Source organism: Dyella halodurans (genome assembly GCF_026283925.1).
In the GTDB taxonomy this organism is placed as follows: domain Bacteria; phylum Pseudomonadota; class Gammaproteobacteria; order Xanthomonadales; family Rhodanobacteraceae; genus Dyella; species Dyella halodurans.
On the sequence record NZ_JAPDPF010000002.1, the window covers coordinates 174,850 to 194,250 of the forward strand.

Annotated in this window: 9 protein-coding genes; 6 read left to right on the forward strand and 3 right to left on the reverse strand. The window is 62.9% G+C overall.

Annotated features, from left to right (window positions below; all coding sequences use genetic code 11):
- Nucleotides 1-56: 56 nt before the first annotated feature.
- Entirely contained in the window at nt 57-587 is a 531-nt protein-coding gene (locus OUZ49_RS04575) for a phosphatase PAP2 family protein (RefSeq protein ID WP_266148797.1), read from the forward strand.
- Between the two features lie 194 nt (nt 588-781).
- Here the strand turns inward: OUZ49_RS04575 and OUZ49_RS04580 are convergent, their stop codons facing one another.
- Nucleotides 782-1,897, reverse strand: coding sequence for a hypothetical protein (locus OUZ49_RS04580; protein ID WP_266148798.1), 1,116 nt, complete (start codon nt 1,895-1,897; stop codon nt 782-784).
- 577 nt (nt 1,898-2,474) lie between these two features.
- On the opposite strand from OUZ49_RS04580, the gene OUZ49_RS04585 reads away from it, so the two are divergent.
- The 5 genes from OUZ49_RS04585 to OUZ49_RS04605 all read left to right on the forward strand — a co-directional run bounded on the left by OUZ49_RS04585 (nt 2,475) and on the right by OUZ49_RS04605 (nt 15,762).
- A complete protein-coding gene (locus OUZ49_RS04585) occupies nt 2,475-4,814 on the forward strand; it encodes a GH92 family glycosyl hydrolase (protein ID WP_266148799.1) in 2,340 nt (779 codons plus the stop codon).
- 210 nt (nt 4,815-5,024) lie between these two features.
- Nucleotides 5,025-7,988 carry a TonB-dependent receptor domain-containing protein gene (locus OUZ49_RS04590; RefSeq protein ID WP_266148800.1) on the forward strand — a complete coding sequence of 988 codons (2,964 nt, stop codon included), beginning with the start codon at nt 5,025-5,027 and terminating at the stop codon, nt 7,986-7,988.
- A 123-nt stretch (nt 7,989-8,111) separates the two neighbouring features.
- Nucleotides 8,112-11,549 carry a GH92 family glycosyl hydrolase gene (locus tag OUZ49_RS04595; RefSeq protein WP_266148801.1) on the forward strand — a complete coding sequence of 1,146 codons (3,438 nt, stop codon included), beginning with the start codon at nt 8,112-8,114 and terminating at the stop codon, nt 11,547-11,549.
- 166 nt (nt 11,550-11,715) lie between these two features.
- On the forward strand, nt 11,716-14,535 hold the full coding sequence (locus OUZ49_RS04600; RefSeq protein ID WP_266148802.1) for a TonB-dependent receptor plug domain-containing protein: 2,820 nt from the start codon (nt 11,716-11,718) through the stop codon (nt 14,533-14,535).
- Nucleotides 14,536-14,988: 453 nt separating this feature from the next.
- Complete coding sequence (locus OUZ49_RS04605) at nt 14,989-15,762, forward strand: DUF5694 domain-containing protein (RefSeq protein WP_266148803.1); 774 nt, start codon at nt 14,989-14,991, stop codon at nt 15,760-15,762.
- Nucleotides 15,763-15,873: 111 nt separating this feature from the next.
- On the opposite strand, the gene OUZ49_RS04610 is transcribed toward OUZ49_RS04605, so the two are convergent.
- Both OUZ49_RS04610 and OUZ49_RS04615 read right to left on the reverse strand, forming a co-directional pair.
- Complete coding sequence (locus tag OUZ49_RS04610) at nt 15,874-17,961, reverse strand: oxidoreductase (protein WP_266148804.1); 2,088 nt, start codon at nt 17,959-17,961, stop codon at nt 15,874-15,876.
- A gap of 123 nt (nt 17,962-18,084) precedes the next feature.
- A complete protein-coding gene (locus OUZ49_RS04615) occupies nt 18,085-19,398 on the reverse strand; it encodes an amino acid permease (protein WP_266148805.1) in 1,314 nt (437 codons plus the stop codon).
- Nucleotides 19,399-19,401: the final 3 nt, after the last annotated feature.

Genomic DNA, 19,401 nt, shown 5'->3' on the forward strand with positions numbered 1-19,401 from the left:
TCATGCCATGTGGCCCTGCTTGGTGCGGTAGCGGCATCCTTGGGCTCGATCACACGGTGCGCTACGACAACAGTGGCATCTGGAATCGGACCAATCAGGAAATCCTCCTGTACGGCACGATTGCCACGGTGGGCGGCGGCGCGCTCTGGCTTGGGGACAACGACAAGCTTGGTGACACGTTTTGGCGATCGGTCGACTCGCTGGTCATTACGGGCGTCGGCACGCAGGTGATGAAGTGGACGTTCCAGCGAGAGCGACCCTCACAGACTGACAACCCCAATAAATGGTTCCAGGGCATACACGCGCAAAGCTTCCCGAGCGGCGAAGTCGCGGCCGTCTCCGCCGCCGTGACACCCTTCATGGCGGCCTATGGTCCCGACCATCCTGCGGTCTACCTCCTGGCCATATTGCCGGCATACGACGCCGTTGCTCGCGTGAAAACCCATGGACACTGGCAAAGCGACGTGCTGTTTGGAGCGGCCATCGGCGCGGGCGTCGGCATCTGGAGCGCGCATAGGGACTCGCCGTGGATCATTACGCTGCTACCGGGCGGGTTCCGCGTGGGTTACGTGCATCACTTCGATTGAGCCCGAAGCACTTCGCAACGCCAGGTATAAAGTCTGTGGCACGGCGGACGAGATAGGGTCGGCTTGCGGGCCGGAACGGGCAGTTTGACGTTGCAGCGCAAGCTTGGCGGATCGACAGGGCCGCTTGGATCGCCTTGCCCGCTCCGTGTTTCTGCTTGGAACGGCAAACGATCGTTCAATCGCAAACGCTTCGCTTACCTCGCACGCAGATCCGTGACATACGCGTCAGCGATCAACACGGTAAGCGAAGCGGCCGCCGCGAATACAAAAAAGCGGTAGGTGTCCGCCGGGAAAAACAGCATATGTAGTGCGACGAAACTCAGGCAGATGGTGATGATCTGGGCTGTCTCATTCGCGGTTCCATGGGCTTTCTTCAGCAGCAGCCAAGCCAATGCGAGTCCGAAGATCACAAAATGCGGTTGCGTCGTGAAGCTATAAGCCATCGAAATATACGGCCGGAGGTAATCGCCCAGGGCGCGTGATGGGATCAATGTGGCGGGATACGGCGACTTGTTGATGAACGACATGTTGAACAGGGTCAGCCATCCATAGCTGCCGTTGGACAGGGTGGCGAACAAGTAGAGTGCGCCGGCGGCTATCGCGGAGGCGACAGACTTCGCTTTGCTGCCGTTGACGAAGGTGTGTGCCAGCACCAGCAGGGACAGTAGCAGGGCGTCGGTCCTGACCAGCGGGAGCAGGGCTGCCAGGATGAAGACCAGGGAGCTGTTCCTGATCAGGGCATGGAGCGTCCATAGCGAGAAAAAGCAGGCCATGGCGTCGGGGGTGGACAAGCGCGCGATGTCCAGCAAGCCACAAGCGAGGACGACGAAAGGAATGCTCCAAAGTGGCGCACGCAACCTGACACTGAGGGCGGCCAACATGAAGACCGATAGGGCGGCAAACGTAGCGCTGACGATATGGGTGGCTTCGGGGTAGTCGGAACCCAAGGCATGTACGACCTTGAGCGACTGCATGTACAACACGCGAATGCTGTAGAACGGCAATTGCTGCTGCAAGGATGTCGGGTCGTGAAACACCGTGGCCCGGTAGTCGCCCTGGATCAATTGAGCGAAGGTGGCGGCGTCGACGGCGTTTTTCACGCTAGCGTAGGTGGCCTCATTCAAGCTGGCGCCATGGTGGCCTTCCGTGCTCAGCGCGACGGCCACATAGCCGATCTCGTCCCAGTTGTTGTAGGGCTTCTTCAGGCCAACCGCCAGGACCGACAGTGCGGGGAGCACGGTCAGGGCCAAGCCGAAGAGGCTTAACAAGGGGTGCTGGTCGCCTGGTTTCGGATATCCATCCGCTTGCATGTAACTAGCCTATAGGAGATCGCCTTGGCCATGCGGGCCAAAGTCAAACTTTCCCAATGGCGCGCCCGCAGCAGCCTGTGGCGTTGTTGGATGGCGAGCGGGGCCGCCGGCGTCTGCGCATCGTGGTCATGCGCGAAGGCTTCGTCGCCCATCACAAGCGCGTGCGTCGGCGAGGTCGCGGGCGGATCCAGGGATTAGTCAATCGGGTCGGGCGGGGTGAATTTTTCATGCAATGCAGCAAGCTTTGTGGGGCGGAGTCGATATAGAGTCCACGCCCATGCGTAACGCGTCGGCCATTTGGCGTTGCGTGTTTCTCCGGTCCCTGGCTGTTCGCAGGGGCTCGATAACCACGTGCGACTGCGTCCGCCATTTTTTTTGACGCAAATTTAGATCGATCTAAATCCAATGGGCGGGGCTGGGATCGTTGCCAGACAACCGCTTGGGGCCAACGAATGCCAAGGAAGCGTTTCCTATGAATCAACCGTCTGCCATGAATCGTTCGGGATCTCGCGCTAACCCAAGAACCGACTCGTGGTCACGAGGCCTGGCCCTGGCCCTGGCTGGATTGATCACCACGATGACGGGGCAGGCGATGGCGCAGGAGGCGGGTCGCAGCGCCGACCTGGTGAATCCACTCATCGGCAGCCGCAACGGCGGCAACACCTTTCCTGGCGTGTCGATGCCGTTGGGCATGCTGCAGTGGAGCCCGGAGAACACGCGCGGCAAGCACGCGCACACAGCGTCGCCCAGCGGCTACCAGTACGACGCCACGCGTATTCGCGGTTTCAGTCTTACCCACCTTTCCGGGGCTGGTTGCGCCGGTGCGAGTGGCGACATTCCCTTCATGCCGGTCACCGTGCCGGTGGCGAGTTCGCCATCCGCCGACCTCGGCGACAGCATCTACGCCAGTGATTTCTCGCACGCCGATGAGGTGGCGAAGGTTGGCGACTATCGCGTCGGTCTGTCCAGCGGCGTACACGTTGCCCTGGCGGCGGCGACGCGTAGTGGCATGGCGAGCTTTGCGTACCCGGCCGGCAAGCCCGCGAACCTGTTGATCCGCACGTCGGACTCGGAAGTCGGCAGCAGCGACGCCAGCGTCACGATCGACGCGGCGACGCGCACCGTGCGCGGCTCGGTGACCAGTGGCAACTTCTGTGGCTATCTGGCGCAGGCGGATCAGCGCAGCTACTACACGCTGTACTTCGTGGCCAGTTTCGATCAGCCATTTGACCGCACGGGCGCCTGGCACGATGGCACGGTACAGCCCGGCCAGAAAAACGCGCACGGTGGCACTGGCTACGGCGACAAGGGTTATCCGGAAGCGGGCAAGGGCTCCGGCGTGTGGCTTGGCTTTGCGCCGGGCCATGGCACCGTGCAGGTGCGCGTAGGCATTTCCTATGTAAGCCTGGCCAATGCCCAGGCCAATCTCGACGCGGAGATTCCCAAAGGCACCACGCTGGCGCAGTTGCGTGAGCGTACGCGTGATGCCTGGAGCGGGGCGCTGGACAGGATTTCAATCCAGGGCGGTACCGAAGATCAGCGGACCACGTTCTACACCGCGCTCTATCACTCGCTGATCCATCCCAATGTATTCAGCGACAGCAACGGCGAATACCGTGGTTTCGACCAGCAGGTGCATCGCATCACCGGCACGCAACACGCGCAATACGCGAACTTCTCCGGCTGGGATGTGTATCGCTCGCAGCTGCAGTTGCTCACCTGGCTCGATCCTGAGGTGGGCGGTGATATTGCCCAGTCGCTGTACAACCAGGCCACGCAGAATGGTGGCGAGTGGGACCGCTGGACCCACAATAGCGGTGGCACGCATGTGATGAGCGGCGACCCGGCCGTGCCGGCGCTGGCGGCCATCGATGCCTTCGGTGGGCACAACTTCGACCTCAAGAACGCGTACGCCTCCCTCGTCAAGGCGGCCACCGAAACCACGGCGCATGACCTCTCCGACGATGGCTGCAATGTGGAATGCGTGGGACAGCGGCCGTCACTGGACCAGTGGCTGCAGTTGCACTACATCGCCACTACCTCGCACGCCTGGGCGGGTGCGGCGGAAACGCTGGAAGACGCCACGGCCGATTTCGCCCTGGCGCAACTGGCCGCGCGCGTCGGTGATGCCGAGGGTGAGCGCCGCTTTCTCACCCGCGCCGGCTACTGGCGCAATCTGTTCAATCCCAAGGCCGCGCCGGAAGGCGGCTACATCCAGAACCGCAATGCCGACGGAAGCTGGCCGGCATTTACGCCGGAGACGGAGGATGGTTTCGTCGAAGGGAGTGCATCGGTTTATCTATGGATGTTGCCGTTTGACGTGCACGGATTGTTCGAGCAACTCGGTGGTTACGACAAGGCCGTCGAGCGACTCGATCGCTTCTTCCACGACGACAAGGGCCAATGGGCGCTGACCCGATCCGGTCCGCGGCATGCCGAACTCGATAACGAGCCTTCGATCGGCGCACCCTGGCTTTACGCCTTCGCTGGTCAGCCCTACAAGACGCAGGAAGCCGTGCGTGTCGTGCTCAACACGCTGTGGAAGAACGCGCCGGAAGGCATTCCCGGCAATGACGACCTAGGCGAGATGTCATCGTGGTACGTGTGGTCGGCGGTTGGGCTTTATCCGGCCATTCCAGGGCGAGCCGAACTGGTGATTGGCAGTCCGTTGTTCCCGCGCGCCGTCATCCATCGTGCGGGTGGCGATGTGTCGATCGACGCCGCCGAGGCGGCCACCGATGCACCGTTCGTGCACGGGCTCACGGTGAATGGCCAGCCGCATGACAGCCCATGGTTGCCTGCTGACTTCGCCGTCCATGGCGGGCATCTCGATTTTTCGCTGCGTGCCACGGCTGATCCGCACTGGGGCAGCGATATCCGCAAGGCTCCGCCGTCCTTTTCGCCGCCGCAGTCCTGAGCGGCGGTATCCGGGGGTGGGCTTTGTTTCAAATTTGGATCGATCAAAGCATGACGAGTTTGCATGGTCTGGATGGTCAGCCGTGGCTGCCTTGCAAGCCCGGTGGCCGCTTGGAGTTTTTTCTCCCATCGCGCCAAACGCTTTGAGCGATTAGCCCGCATACGTTTTTAAAAAAGTCGTTGAACACATCGATAAAAAAGAGGGTGCTTGATGAAGATCGGAGAGAACAAACTATGCACGTCGGTGCGCGTGGCGCTGTCGCTGGGCATGCTCGCGGCGAGCACGTACGGGACCACGGCTTTCGCGCAGGACGCGCAGCCGGCGAGTAACGCGGCGCCGGAACAGGCCAAGAGCAAGACACTCGACACGGTCACCGTGACGGGCTCACTGATTCGCCGCGTGGACGTGGAAACGGCGAGCCCGGTCGTGACCATCGACCGCGCCCAGATCCAGGCCACCGGCAAGCAGACGTTGGGTGATCTGGTGCAGCAGCTGCCGGCGATGACCGGCGGCAACGTCAACCCGCAGGTCAACAACGGTGGCGGCACCGGCGGTTCGAGCATCAACCTGCGCGGCCTGGGTTCCAACCGCACGCTGATCCTGGTGGATGGCCAACGCCTGCTGAGCAAGGATCCGAACGCGATTCCGGCCGATGCTATCGAGCGCATTGAAGTGCTGCCGACCGGCGCCTCGGCGACCTACGGTTCGGATGCCATTGGCGGCGTGGTCAACTTCATCCTGCGCCGAAACTATCAGGGCGCTACCTTCACTGCCAACGTCGGCCAGTCCGATCGCAACGACGGCAACCAGAGCGGCTATACCTTCACTTTCGGACAGTCGTCCGACAAGGGAAGCCTCATGGCCGGCATCAACTACAACAAGCAGGACGGCGTGCTGGCCGCCAACCGCGACTTCTCCAAGCATGCGCTGACGCTGTCCGGCAGCAACGTGGTGGTCGGTGGCTCGTCATCCACGCCGGTGGGTCGCATCCAGCTCCCCGGTACCGTGGCTGACCCGGCGAAGGGCATTCAAGCCAGCAGGCTTGCCGGCCAGTTCGGTTGCGGCTACGTGTCGTTGAACTCTGGCGGCAACAGCCAGGTGGTCAACAACGCGAATTATCATTGCTACGGCAACGGCGACAAATACAACTACGCTGCGGTCAACCTGATCATGACGCCGCAGGAGCGCACGGGCGGCTTCATCAATGGCGACTACCACCTCGGCGATCACGTAACCGCGTATGTGGACGCGATCTACCAGAAGACCTCGTCCAACGCCCAGTTGGCGCCGACGGTGTACGGTACCGCGTCGACAGGTGCCGTGATCGACCAGAACAACGCGTTCAATCCGTTCGGCGTGGGCTTCGGAGCGAACGGAAATACGCTGTCTTCGCGCCTGACATCGAACGGCAATCGTACGGCGATGAACGGCAGCACCGACGCGCAGATCAATACCGGCTTCCGCGGCGACTTCACCGCCTGGGGCAAGAACTGGAACTGGGACGCGGGCTACAACTACGGTCACCAGAGCGTGGTCAAAACGGTTGGTGGCCTGGTTGATGGAACCCTCCTGTATACGGGCGCCTCCACCATGGGTGCCGATGGCGTGGCGACAGGTTCCGGTTGCCCCAGCGTAGTGGCCTGCCAGTTCAATCCGTTCGACATCAATTCGCCCGGTTCCGTGGCGGCGATCAAGGCGGCCAGCGTGACGGCCCCTTCGAACCTCTACACCATCGAAAAGACCTGGCACGCCGGACTTAGCGGCGAGTTGTTCAGCCTGCCCGCCGGTGGCGTGCAGCTCGCGGTGGGTGCCGAGTACCGCACGGATTACGAGCGCTCCATTCCTGCGCCGCAGTTGTTGCTCGATCCCAGCACGGGCAACTGCGTGCTGGGCAGCCAGTGCCTGAGCGCCGTGCAAGGTGGCTACAGCACCAAGGACGTCTATGCCGAAGCGTTCATTCCGCTGCTTGCAGGCCTGCCGGGCGTGCAATCGCTCAACCTGACCATCGGCGACCGCTATTCGAAGATCCAGACCTTCGGCAGCACCAACAACTTCAAGTTCGCGCTGGAGTACAAGCCGTTCGACGACTTGCTGTTGCGCGGCACCATGGAAGATGTGTTCCGCGCACCGAACCTCACCGAGCTGTACAGCTCGGGCTCCGATTCACCGATGATCCATACCGACCCATGTACCGGTTTCACCGGTGCGCCGGCAGGATCGCCGCTGGCCCTGGCCTGCCAGTACGTGCCCACCAACGGCACCTTCGTCAACAACTCCGTGGCCTCGCAGACGCAGGCGGGCACGGTGACCCAGGGCGCCCGCGTGGCTGGCTTCCCGGTCAAGCCGGAACATGGCACTTCGTATGATTTCGGTGCGGTGTACAGCCCCTCGTATGTGCCAGGCCTTTCCACCACCGTCGACGTGTGGCGCGTGACCCTCAACGACACGATCACCAGCGTGGGTCTGCAGAGCCTGCTCAATCTCTGCGCCGCTGGCTCGACCATCTACTGTCAGTACATCCAGCGTACGCCCAGCGGTCCGAATGCGGGTCAGCTGCTGCAGTCCACGGTGGAGCCCACCGGCAACCTGGGCAGCATCAGCACCAGCGGCATCGACTGGTCGGCGAACTACAAGCTGCCGCAGTTCTCCTTTGGCCAGTTCAATGTTGGCGTCAACGCGACCTACCTGAAGTACTACACGCAGAACACCGCACCGGGCGTGGCGGGCAATATCACCTACCAGAATGCCGGTCGCTATCTACCAGGCGGTTCCGCGCAGGCGGCAGCGTGCCCGGACAACATCGGCGGCTGCCTGTTCCCGCGCTGGCGCGCACAGGGTTACGTGGATTGGCAGCAGGGCGGTTGGAGTGCCCAGTGGCGCATGCGCTGGATCAGCGGCTTCACCAACGGCGGTGCCGCGGGTTCGGTCAATGACACCCAGCCGAACTTCGAACCGGGCACGATCCTGCACTACGGCTCGACGATGTACAACGACGTATCGCTCGGCTACAACATCGCACCGATCAATACGCGCGTGGATTTTGGCGTGAACAACCTGTTCGACAAGCAGCCGCCCATGCTGTACGCGAACAACACGATCAATGCCAATACCGATCCCAGCGACTTCGACCTGATGGGCCGCTACTTCTGGGCTCGTGTGACGGTCAAGTTCTAACGCTGCGCGTAGAGCAGCGATGGCCTTGGAGGGCTGCGCGAATGCAAGCGCAGCCCTCTCCAAGGCCATGAGGTCGAGCAGGACACGAGCGTGTATCTGACAAAGCATGACTGGATGGCATGAATGAACGACGCATCGCCCGAACGTAGCGGCTTTCCTTATGGATGGGCACACCTGATGTGCCTGTTGCTGACCTTGTTCCTGGTGGCTGGTGCGTACGCATCGGCGAGTCAGGAGAGCGAAGGCGGCAACCCGCATGCCTCGTTCATGAACTCGTTCGAAGCGGGCGATGCGACACCCCGATTGGCCGGCTCTAAGGGCTGGCATCTGAGCGTAGTACCCGGCCCCGGCAAGGAGGAGCCTCCCACCTCCAAGCCGGGCGTCGGCTTTTCAGGCACGCATGCCTTGCGCTATGACGCCGACGCGGTCGGCGAACGGCAGGCTCGGCGCGCGACCCTGTTCCGGGTTCGTCAACGCGTGGATGCGAACACCCACTTGTCTTACCTGGTGTTTCCGGCGAGATCGGGCGAGGCCGCGCAAAGTCCCGCCCAATATGTCGCCGTCGATCTGCTGTTTGCCGATGGCTCGCGCCTGTCCGCGCTGAATGCCCATGACCAGCATCGCGTGCCTGCCAGCGCTAGCGCGCAGGGAAGTGCCCGCGTGTTGTACGACAACCAATGGAATGCGCTGGATGTCGATGTCGGCGCCGCAGCCGGTGGACGCACCGTCACCGCGATTGAACTGACCGAGGACGCCCCGGCGAACAGCCCGGGCTTTCATGGCTATGTCGATGACATTCGCCTGGGCGATGCAGCGTCGGTGGACGCGATGGCCAAGCCCAATAGCTATGTCGATACGCGACGCGGCAGTTATGCCAATGGGCACTACTCGCGCGGCAATACGTTTCCCGCCGTAGCGCTGCCGCACGGCTTCAATTTCTGGACGCCGACCACCAACGCCGGTTCGGATTGGATCTATCAGTACCAGGAGCGCAACGACGCCAATAATCATCCGCGGATTGAGGCGTTCGCGCTCAGCCACGAACCCAGTCCGTGGATGGGCGACCGCCAGACCTTCCAGGTGATGCCCGCCGAAGTCCCCGCCGGCGCGCCACCGCTCGATCGTTCCGCGCGTGCGCTGAGTTTCACGCACGACCACGAGATCGCTCGCGCCGACCTGTACCAGGTGCGGTTCGACAACGGCATGACGGCGGCAATGACGCCGACCAGCCATGCGGCGATGTTCCGCTTCACTTTTACCGGAGATCGCGCGCAGCTGGTGTTCGACAATCGCAATGACCATGGCGAGGTCGTGTTGGAGCCGTCGCGGCAAAGCATCAGCGGCTATTCGGACGTGGCCAGTCGGCTCTCCACCGGCGCGACGCGGCTGTTCTTCTATGCCACCATCGATCGCCCAGTCACCGAAAGCGGCCGACTGAGCGGGGCGGGGCGCGATCATGTCGCCGCCTGGTTTGGCGTCGATACGAGCAGCGACAAGACGGTGACCATGCGCATGGCCACGTCGCTGATCAGCGTGGATCAGGCGAGGCGCAACCTGGCCCAGGAAATTGCCCCGGACGATACGTTCGACACGGTGCAGGCACGTGCGGCCGCGCGTTGGAACCAGCTGCTCGGTGTCGTCGAGTTGCCCGACGCCAGGCCAGCAAACAAGGTGCTGCTCTATTCCAACCTGTATCGCCTGTTCCTGTATCCGAACGAAGCCTTCGAGAACGTCGGTACGACGGCGCAGCCGGACTACCGTTACGCCAGTCCGTTCTCCGCCGCGGAGCGTGCCAACACGCCCACGCAGACCGGCGCGCGCGTGCTGGCTGGCCGACCCTACGTCAACAACGGCCTGTGGGACACCTATCGCACCGCGTGGCCTGCGTATTCGCTGCTCACGCCCACCCAGGCCGGCGAGATGATCGACGGCTTCGTCCAGCAATATCGGGACGGTGGCTGGATTGCCCGCTGGTCCTCGCCCGGCTATGCCGACCTGATGGTGGGCACGAGCGCCGACATTGCCTTTGCCGATGCGTGGAACAAGGGCGTGCACAATTTCGACGTACGCTCGTTCTACCAGGCGGCGCTGAAAGACGCGACGGTGGTCAGCGATATCGCCGGTGCCGGCCGCAAGGGATTGGTGCGATCGGTCTTCAACGGCTACGTGGACAACAGTGTCGATGAAGGCTTGTCCTGGTCGATGGCTGGCTATCTCAACGACTTCGGCGTCGGCGAACTGGCGCAAAGCCTTGCCGCTACGCATGACGCGAACGATTCTTACGCCGGCCACTACGCCGACGATGCGCGCTACTTCCACAGTCGCGCGCAGAACTACATCAAGTTGTTCGATCCCGCCGTGGGATTTTTCGTGGGTCGTACGCCGGACGGCGCCTGGCGCACCGATGCCGCGCATTTCGACCCACGCTCCTGGGGTGGTGACTATACCGAAACGAATGCCTGGAACATGGCCTTCGAAGGCGTGCAGGACGGGCAGGGCCTGGCCAACCTCTACGGTGGTCGCGAGGGGCTGGCCAGGAAACTCGATGCGTTCTTCGACGCGGGCACGGACTTCCATGTTGGCGCGTACGGTGACGTGATCCACGAGATGCTTGAGGCGCGCGACGTGCGCATGGGCCAGTATGGCCATAGCAACCAGCCATCGCACCACATCCTCTATATGTACGATCTGGTCGGCGAGCCATGGAAAACGCAGGATAAAGTGCGTGATGCCTTGTCCCGGCTCTACGTCGGTAGCGAGATCGGGCAGGGCTATCCCGGCGATGAGGACAATGGCGAAATGTCGGGCTGGTGGCTGTTCAGCGCTGCCGGCTTCTATCCGCTGCGCATGGGTACACCGACCTATGCCATCGGCGCGCCCTATTTTCCGCACATGATCATCCATCTCGAAAATGGTCGTGACATCGACATCCGCGCGCCTGACGTGAGCGACCGCAACCGTTACATCCAGAGCGTGACGCTCAATGGTCAGCCGTACGATAAGACCTGGTTGAATCACACCGATCTCGCCCAGGGCGCCGCCCTGGTATTTCATATGGGGCCGCAGCCGTCGCGCTGGGGCACGGCGGGTGACGAGGCACGACTGCCATCGCTTACGCAGGGCGATAAACCACCGTCGCCGTTGGTCGATCTGGTGGACGCGGCGAAGTCACAGGTGACAGTCGATGGCGACCTCGCTGCCGCGCGGGCCGTCAGTGACAACACATCCGAGACGGAGGCGCTGTTGAAGGGTGCTAAGCCCGCCGTACAGGTGCGCTTCGACGCCGTGCAGCGCGTGCTGATGTACACGATCACGTCGGCGGCCAAGGAGGGGCAGGATCCTCGCGGCTGGAAGCTGGAAGGCTCCTCCGATGGCGTGCACTGGACCACGCTGGATCAGCGCCGTGGCGAATCGTTCCACTGGCGTCGGCAGGCCCGCGTGTTCGGGGTCACTCATCCAGGGGACTTCAGCTACTACCGCTTGCGTATCGAACAGAACGCTGCGACGCACGCCGTCGCCGTGTCCGAGATCGAGTGGCTCGGGTATTTGCCCCAGTCCTAAGTAAACCAATGCAGGAAGGAACACGGTCGCGGGAGGACTCATCCTCGCGGCAAGGGGGAGGCTTTGCCTTCGTCAGGCCGAAAGGGTGGGGCGACCGCATAGGAAGTCACCGTAGGGCGAGTCTTCGGCGGTGACCTGAAAACATCCGAGGGAGAACTGTTGCATCATGAAACCGAACATCGCAGGAGCGTTTGCTACATCCTTGTTGGCACTATCGATCACCCAGGCCCTGGCCACCGAGGTCGATCTGGCCACGCCATCCCAGTCCGCGCAGGCAACGCCGGCGCAGGACGACAGCAGCAAGACCGACCCTACCGACAAGGGCGGCAAGGCCAAGAAGCTCGAAGCCGTGCAGGTGACCGGATCGCTGATTCCGCGGGCCCAGATCGAAGGGCCCTCGCCCATCACCACCATCACCGCGAAGGATATTGACCGCCAGGGCTTTGCCGATACGTTTGAAGCGCTGCGCGCGCTGCCCATTGCGAACGGATCGGTACAGGACCCGCAGCAGACCGGTGGCTACACGCCTGGCGCCAAGACGATCAGCCTATTCGGCCTCAGTCCGAGCTTTACGCTGACCTTGCTCAACGGTCGGCCGATGGCAAGCTATCCGCTTGCCTACAACGGCAACAACAACATCACCGATATCTCGAATATCCCGGTCGGCCTGATCGACCATATCGATGTCTTGACTGGTGGCCAATCGTCGGTCTACGGCTCGGCAGCGATCGCAGGCGTGGTCAACATCGTGCTCAAGGACCATATCGAAGGCACCCATATGAGCCTGCGTTATGGCGAATACACCGATGGTGGCGGCGCCAGCAAGCGCTTCCAGCTCAGTTCCGGCCATCAGTGGGGAGCACTCGAGGTCAGTGGCGGCCTGCAGTTGTCCAAGGAAGATCCGGTCTACGCGTACCAGCGTAGCTACATCGATTCCTACGACGACGATCCCACCGGGAAGGGGGCGGTCAACTCGCGAACCTTCCTGCGCATGGCCGAGGGCAGCAATCCGCACTACATCGACCCCGGCGCAGCGACGTGCGCGCCGCTGAGCAACCTTTACGATGGCAGCACCACGTACAGCTACCGGGCCGGATCGAACCTCGGTTACTACTGCGGCAGCCCCAAGAATGTCGGCTATGCCACGCTCGCCAACCAGAGCACGGACGCGAACGGTTCGCTGTTCGTGCGTTACCACGTCAACGACAACACCGAACTGTATTCGGACATGCTGTACAGCTACAGCAATCCGACCTATTCGGGCGGCAGCCCGTTCTGGAACCAGACGTTTTACAACCAGGCCAGCGGCCAATACGAGCAGTGGCAACGCATTTTCGCGCCGGAGGAAGTGGGCCTGGATGCCAAGGACCAGCATGTCTTCACGCGCAGCTACAACGTCAGCATGGGCGTGCGCGGCGGCATCGGCAACTCAAGCTGGAATTACGATGCCTACTACAACCGCTCCCAGTCCGATGTCGTGCGCCGGTCCACCGACTTCCTGGCCAATAACGGTATCGATGCCTACTACCTCGGCCCGCAATTGGGTACGGACGCAAGCGGCTATCCGATTTTTTCGCCGAATTTAGATCGATTGTATCAGCCGTTGACGCGCGCCCTTTACGACCAGTTCTCCGCTACCAACCGGGCCGACTCCATGGCCTGGACCCAGAACGAGACGGTAACCGCCAACACCACCAGCTTGTTCTCGCTGCCCGCGGGCGACGTCGGTTTCGCGGCCATCGTGCAGAACAGCAACGAACGCTTCGATAATCGCTCCGCCAGCCCGCTGGCCGACGAGGGCTATTTCCGTGGCGTGACGGGGAGCACCACCGCATCCGGCAAGCGGAGTCAATACGCGTTCGGTGGCGAAATGCGGATACCTCTGCTGCAGCAGTTGACCGCCAACGTGTCCACGCGTTACGACAAGTACAGCTATGCGGGCGGTGGCAATGGCAAGGCGACCTATAAACTGGGTCTGGAATATCGTCCTATCGACACCTTGTTGCTTCGCGGCAGCTACGCCACTGCGTTCCGCGCCCCGGACATGTTCTATTTGTTCTCGTCGCGCAGCAGTGGTTATTCCCAGTCCACCGACTATTACAAGTGTCGGGAAGCCGGCTACAACTCGCAAACCTACGGCGACTGCGCGCAATCGGGTACATCGATGCTGGCCGTGAGCTCGGGCAATACGGCACTGAAGGACATTACCGCGAAATCCTTCACGTACGGTTTCGTGTGGTCCACCTCGGACAATCGCCTTAGCTGGTCGGTCGATTACAACGCCGTCCGCATCTCCAACGAGGTGGTGACGCTGAGTACCGATGAGATCCTGTCGCAGGAGGCCAATTGTCGCCTCGGTGTGTCGGAGAACGGGCAGACCAGCTATGACATCAACTCACCCACGTGCCGCGAAGTGCTTGGCGAGGTGAAACGACTGCCGTCGACCGACCCGATCAACCCCGGTGGCATACAGGAGGTGGATACCTATCCGATCAACGTGGCGTCTGAATTCCAGTCGGGCATACAGTCCTCACTGAGCTATCACCTGCCAACCGCCTCCATCGGCATGTTCCAGTTCAATCTGGACTATTACGACGAGCTCAGGCACACCTACCAGGAGAAGGCGGGCGACCCCACGCTCAACTACCTGTGCTGCTCCAACTCCGACGAGTTCAAGAGCCGCGTGAGCGGGTCGGCTACCTGGACCATCGGCAAGTGGAGCAGCACGCTGTTCGGCGTCCGCAATGGCACGACCTGGAATGCGATCGGCACGCAGAAGGACGTCGGTCCATGGATCACCTTCAACGGTAGCGTGAACTATAAGGTGACGCCCAAGGCAACGATTTCGCTGATCGCCAACAACATCGCCAACAAGCGTCCGCCGGTCGACACCACCAACGGAAGCTGGCCGTACTATGACGAGGGTAACTACAGCGCCTTGGGCCGGGCGGTCTACCTGGAGCTCGGTTTCGACTTCGGAAGCTGATGCTCATGTGCCTCGTGCGGGCAGGCTTTGCCTCTGCGCACGAGGCATCTACGCATCATCGACATGCAACGGCGGGTACCGAGTTCCAGCTCATGCCGGTGGCGTACGCCGCAAGTCCTCGGTGTCCACGGTGTGGAAGCGGCGCTTGAAAGCGACTTCACCTGACGGTGCTTCTTCCGGCTCGCGTGCATAGCGATGGCCGGCGTAGATCGCCTGGGCGATCAGGCCGGGGGCCCCGGCGTCGCCAGCAAGCCAGTGCCGGCATCGCGGTTTGGCGGAGGCTGCTGATACGGCAATCGCCGTAGCATGAAATTACGCTGCCGAGGGCATTAAGATGCCCATTCAAGCGAGGGACCGTTCATGCTACGAAACGTCGCGCGAGTTGTATTCCAGCTGATCGCCTGCGCCTTGGCGCCCAGCCTGGCTTACGCGGCCGAGTCTCCGCCAGAGATCATGTTTCTCGGCGTATTCCACCTGTCGAATCCAGGCAAGGACGCGGTCAACGTCAGCGTGGACGATGTGCGGGCGCCACGGCGGCAGCAAGAGCTGCAGGCGCTCAGCGAGGCACTTGCAAAGTTCCGGCCGACGATTATCGCGGTAGAGCGACCGCAAGCTGATCAGGCGCATCTCGATGAACTTTTCCAGGCTTACAGCGATGGCAGTCGCTCATTGTCCGTAAGCGAGGACGAGCAAATTGGCATGCGGCTGGCCAGGATCGCAGGTGTACGCGGCGTCGTGGGCGTGGACTCAAACTCCACCAAGCCGCCGGTCAGCGAAGATCTCTACGATTTCGAAGCTGCGGCGCAGCGCTTTGGGCAATCGGACGTACTCGTTGCGGTCAATGCGCGCAACCAGCGGCGCGTCGACGTGGTGATGGATGCGCTCAAGCGCGGCACCATCGTGGACGCACTGGGGGAAGCGAATCGGCCAGACTTCCTCGCGGCGTTTCGCAAGGAGTCGTTGAACTATCTTCGTATCACCAAGGGCGACGAGACGCCGGGCGCAAACTGGTTGCAGTTTTGGTACGGCCGCAATCTTCGCATCGTCGGCCGGCTCGCGGCCCTGGCCAAGCCATCGGACCGTATCCTGGTGATCTTTGGTTTTGGCCACGTTCCGCTGCTCCAGGAATTTGCGCAGCAGTCGGGATTTTTCACCGTCGTCGACCCTCAGCCTTTTCTTCGCGATGCGGCAGAACGGTTGAAGCATGCAAGGGACAAAAAGGGGTGAGGCGGGGCGGCTGTGCCTGACATGCGCGGCGCGGTCCGTGCTGACATATTGAACCCTGCGGCGGGTACGCAGTTTCTGGCGCTCGACCTCCGAGGACGTGAGCCCCCCAGCTCATGGCGGTGGCATGCGTCGCAAATCGTCGGCGTCTGCCGTGTGGAAATGGCGCTGGAAGGCAACCTCGCCTGCTGGCGCTTCTTCCAGTTCGCGCGCATAGCGATGACCAGCGTAGATCGCGTGGGCGATTAGGCCGGGTGCCTCGGCATCGCCAATGCAGCGTAGCGACTGGATCCCGGCATCGGACCAGTCCGCCTCGCGTCGGAGGAGTTCCTGGTACAGCGCGTCGGCGGGCAGGCGTGAGGTGACCATGACGATGGCGTCGCAGGGGCGCTCGTGGCGCAGGCCGTCCCAGCCGTTTTCAAGGGTCAGGGTGGTGTCGGTGAAGTCGGCGATGTTGTGCGACACGATGACCTCGATACCCTGCTTGGCCATGCGTTTGCGGATATGGCGATAGTCCAGCGTGTTCACGCTCCAGGGCGCGACGCTGTCCTCCGGTGTCACGTAGGTGACCTCACAGCCCTGCTGACGCAGCAGGTCGGCGGCGACACTCGCGTGGTAGAAACCGTCGTCATCGAACACCACGACGCGGCCGCTCGGCATGCGCCCATCCAGCAAGTCGTCGGGCGTGAACACGCGCGGATGGTCGGCAAGCTCGGCGATGCCGAGGCCGTTGCTGCGTCCAAAGCCGTCGCGGCGCCAATGGCATCCGGTGGCGAGCACCACATGTTCGGCGCCAAAATCCAGTACGTCCTGTGCGCTGAGCACGGAGTCGAGATAAAGGGAGACGTTGGAGAGCTTGCCGATCTGGCCGACGCGCCAGTCACGCACACGCGCCCATTCGGCCAGGCCCGGCAGGCGCGCTTCGCGGGTGACGCGGCCGCCCAGTTCACGCCGCGCCTCGGCGAGGCTGACCTCGTAGCCGCGCTGGCCAAGCGCGCGCGCGGCCTCAAGGCCGGCGGGGCCGCCGCCCACGACCAGCACGCGACTTGCCGTGCGACGAGGCTGGATGCGTTCGGGGTGCCAGCCCTTGCGCCATTCCTCGCCCATGGTCGGGTTCTGCGTGCAGCGGATCGGCGAGATGGTCATGTCGCCCGACACACAGATGTTGCAGCCGATGCATTCGCGGATGTCGTCGATCCTGCCTTCCTCTATCTTGCGCGGCAGGAACGGATCGGCGATTGACGGTCGCGCGGCGCCGATCATGTCGAGCACGCCACGGCGAATCTGCGAAACCATGGTGTCCGGCGAGGTGAAGCGGCCGACGCCGACGACGGGTTTGCTGGTGGTTTTCTTGACGAAGTCGATGAACGGTTCCTGCGCGCCTTCGGCGGCAAAGCGCGACGGCACGGAGTCGTTGTACCAAGCGGCGAGATTGACGTCCCAAAGATCCGGCAGTTCGGCCAGCAGGCCGACGATGTCCTGCGCTTCGGCGAGTTCCACGCCGCTGGGACCGAGCAGTTCATCGGTGGCGAAGCGCAGGGCCACGGCGCAGGTATCGCCAACCGCGTCGCGCGTGTCGGCGAGCACTTCGCGCAGCAGGCGCACGCGATTTTCCAGCGAACCGCCGTATTCATCGCTGCGCTGGTTGCGGCGACGCTGCAGGAAATGCATCGGCAGCGAGAGGTCGTGTGCGGCATAGACGTAGACGATGTCCATGCCCGCGCGCTTGCCGCGCAGGGCGGCCTCGCGATGCCAGCGCCGGTATTCGCGGATGTCATGGCGCGTCATGGCACGCGCCTGCGAGGGATAACCGTATTTCGAGACCTGGTGCGACGGAGCCAGCAGCACTTCGCGCGAGTACAGGTTCGAAGCGGTAGGGCCGTTATGCGACAGCTCCACGGCCGCCAGCGCGCCGTGGGCGTGGACCTTGTCGCACATCAGGGCCAGTGCGGGGATGTCGCGGTCGTCCCAGAGCCGCGCTTCCACGTACGGCGTGAGGTCGCTGCTCGGATGGATTTCGCACTCTTCAGTCGAGATCACCGCCCAGCCGCCCTCGGCCTTGATCTCGCGCATGGCCGCGTGGGCCAGCGGCATCGCGTGACCCATGCCATTGCAATGCGGTACCTGGAAGAAGCGGTTCTTGGCCGTTACCGGGCCGATCTTCAGCGGCGTGAAAAGGATGTCGTAGCGAGGGTCGCGCATGGTTGGAACCTGTTCTTTGGCTGTACGTGGGGCGCGCTGAAAGCGATTTGCGCAGAGCGATGGAGTGTAGGTCGGGACATCGCCGAGTGATGACGCGGAAGGACGGGCACGTGGGCCCGGCCCTTAGACCTTGACGGGGGTGACGGCGTGCCGGCGCAAGCGCATGAAGGCATACAGCGGCAGGCCCGCGGCCATCAGGGCGAGGGCGAGCAGGAAGGGTTCCTCGCCGCTGCCGATGAAGGCGAAGACCACATAAAGCGCACCGGTGATGGCGACCAGCAGTGCTCGGCGTCTGAGCTGGGCTACCTCGCCGCGACGCCACAGCACGGCGAGCGCGAGGGAGCAGCACAGATACAGCGGCAGGTTGGCGGCGGTCACGACCCGGGTGAGGAAGGTGAAGGCGGCGACCAGCGAGTTGCTGTAGCTCATCCAGATCATGATCGACGCGAGCACGCCGGTGACGACCAGGGCGATAGCGGGAGCGCCGTGCCGATTGTTGCGCGCGAACACGGCGGGCAGCACGCCGTTGACGGCCATGGTCCGGGTGAGTTCGCCGACCAGCAGGGTCCAGCCATTGAGCGCGCCGAGCCCGCTCACCACCACGAATAGCGACAGCCAGCGTCCGACGCCGGCGCCGACATAGCGGTCCATCAGCATGGCGAACGGTGCGCCGGAGTCGGCCAGCTCCGTTTGCTTGATCAGCAGGATCGGCACGGTGGAGACGACGATATAGACCAGTGCGGTCAGCACGGTTCCCGCCATGGTGGCGCGAGGGATCGTGCGTCCCGGGTTGTCGACGCGACCCGCCGGAATGCTGGCCGATTCGATGCCGAGCATGGCGTACAGGGCTATGGTCGACGCCGCCATCACGCCGGACAGCGTCACCGGCGTTACAGGAGGATGGGCGACGAAGGTGGCTGGCGTGATCAGCAGGATCCAGCCGCCAAGCAGCGCAATGGCGACCATGGGCAGCAGCTTCAGCACGGTGGTGACGATTTGCACGCCACCGCCCGTGCGCACACCCAGCAGGTTGACGGCCACGAACGACCACAACAGGCCCAGGGCGAACAGCGCCGGCTGGATCCTGCCCAGGTCCGGCATCACCACGGTGATATAGCCTACGACGCCGGTGGCCAGCGCCGCATTGGTGAGCCACAACGACACCCAGTACGCCCACAGCGCCATATACGCCGGCAGCTCGCCGAGGGTGCTGCGGATATAGCCGTAGGGACCATCGGCGCCTGGCAAGGCGTGCGAGAGATGCGCGAACACGCGTGCCAGGACCAGGCAGCCGGCCAGGGTGACCACCCAGCCGATCAGCGCATTGAAGCCGTACGGAGCGAGCGACGCGGGCAGGATGAAGATGCCCATGCCAATGACATTGCCTACCACCAGGGCAGTGCAGGTCCAGAAACCGATCTTGTTGCCGTCGCTCATGTC

Coding starts and splice junctions, on each gene's coding strand:
- OUZ49_RS04590 (WP_266148800.1), top strand. CDS start 5,025: ATGAAGATCGGAGAGAACAAACTATGCACGTCGGTGCGCGTGGCGCTG.
- OUZ49_RS04615 (WP_266148805.1), bottom strand. CDS start 19,398: ATGAGCGACGGCAACAAGATCGGTTTCTGGACCTGCACTGCCCTGGTG.
- OUZ49_RS04610 (WP_266148804.1), bottom strand. CDS start 17,961: ATGCGCGACCCTCGCTACGACATCCTTTTCACGCCGCTGAAGATCGGC.
- OUZ49_RS04585 (WP_266148799.1), top strand. CDS start 2,475: ATGACGGGGCAGGCGATGGCGCAGGAGGCGGGTCGCAGCGCCGACCTG.
- OUZ49_RS04605 (WP_266148803.1), top strand. CDS start 14,989: ATGTTTCTCGGCGTATTCCACCTGTCGAATCCAGGCAAGGACGCGGTC.
- OUZ49_RS04595 (WP_266148801.1), top strand. CDS start 8,112: ATGAACGACGCATCGCCCGAACGTAGCGGCTTTCCTTATGGATGGGCA.
- OUZ49_RS04600 (WP_266148802.1), top strand. CDS start 11,716: ATGAAACCGAACATCGCAGGAGCGTTTGCTACATCCTTGTTGGCACTA.
- OUZ49_RS04580 (WP_266148798.1), bottom strand. CDS start 1,897: ATGCAAGCGGATGGATATCCGAAACCAGGCGACCAGCACCCCTTGTTA.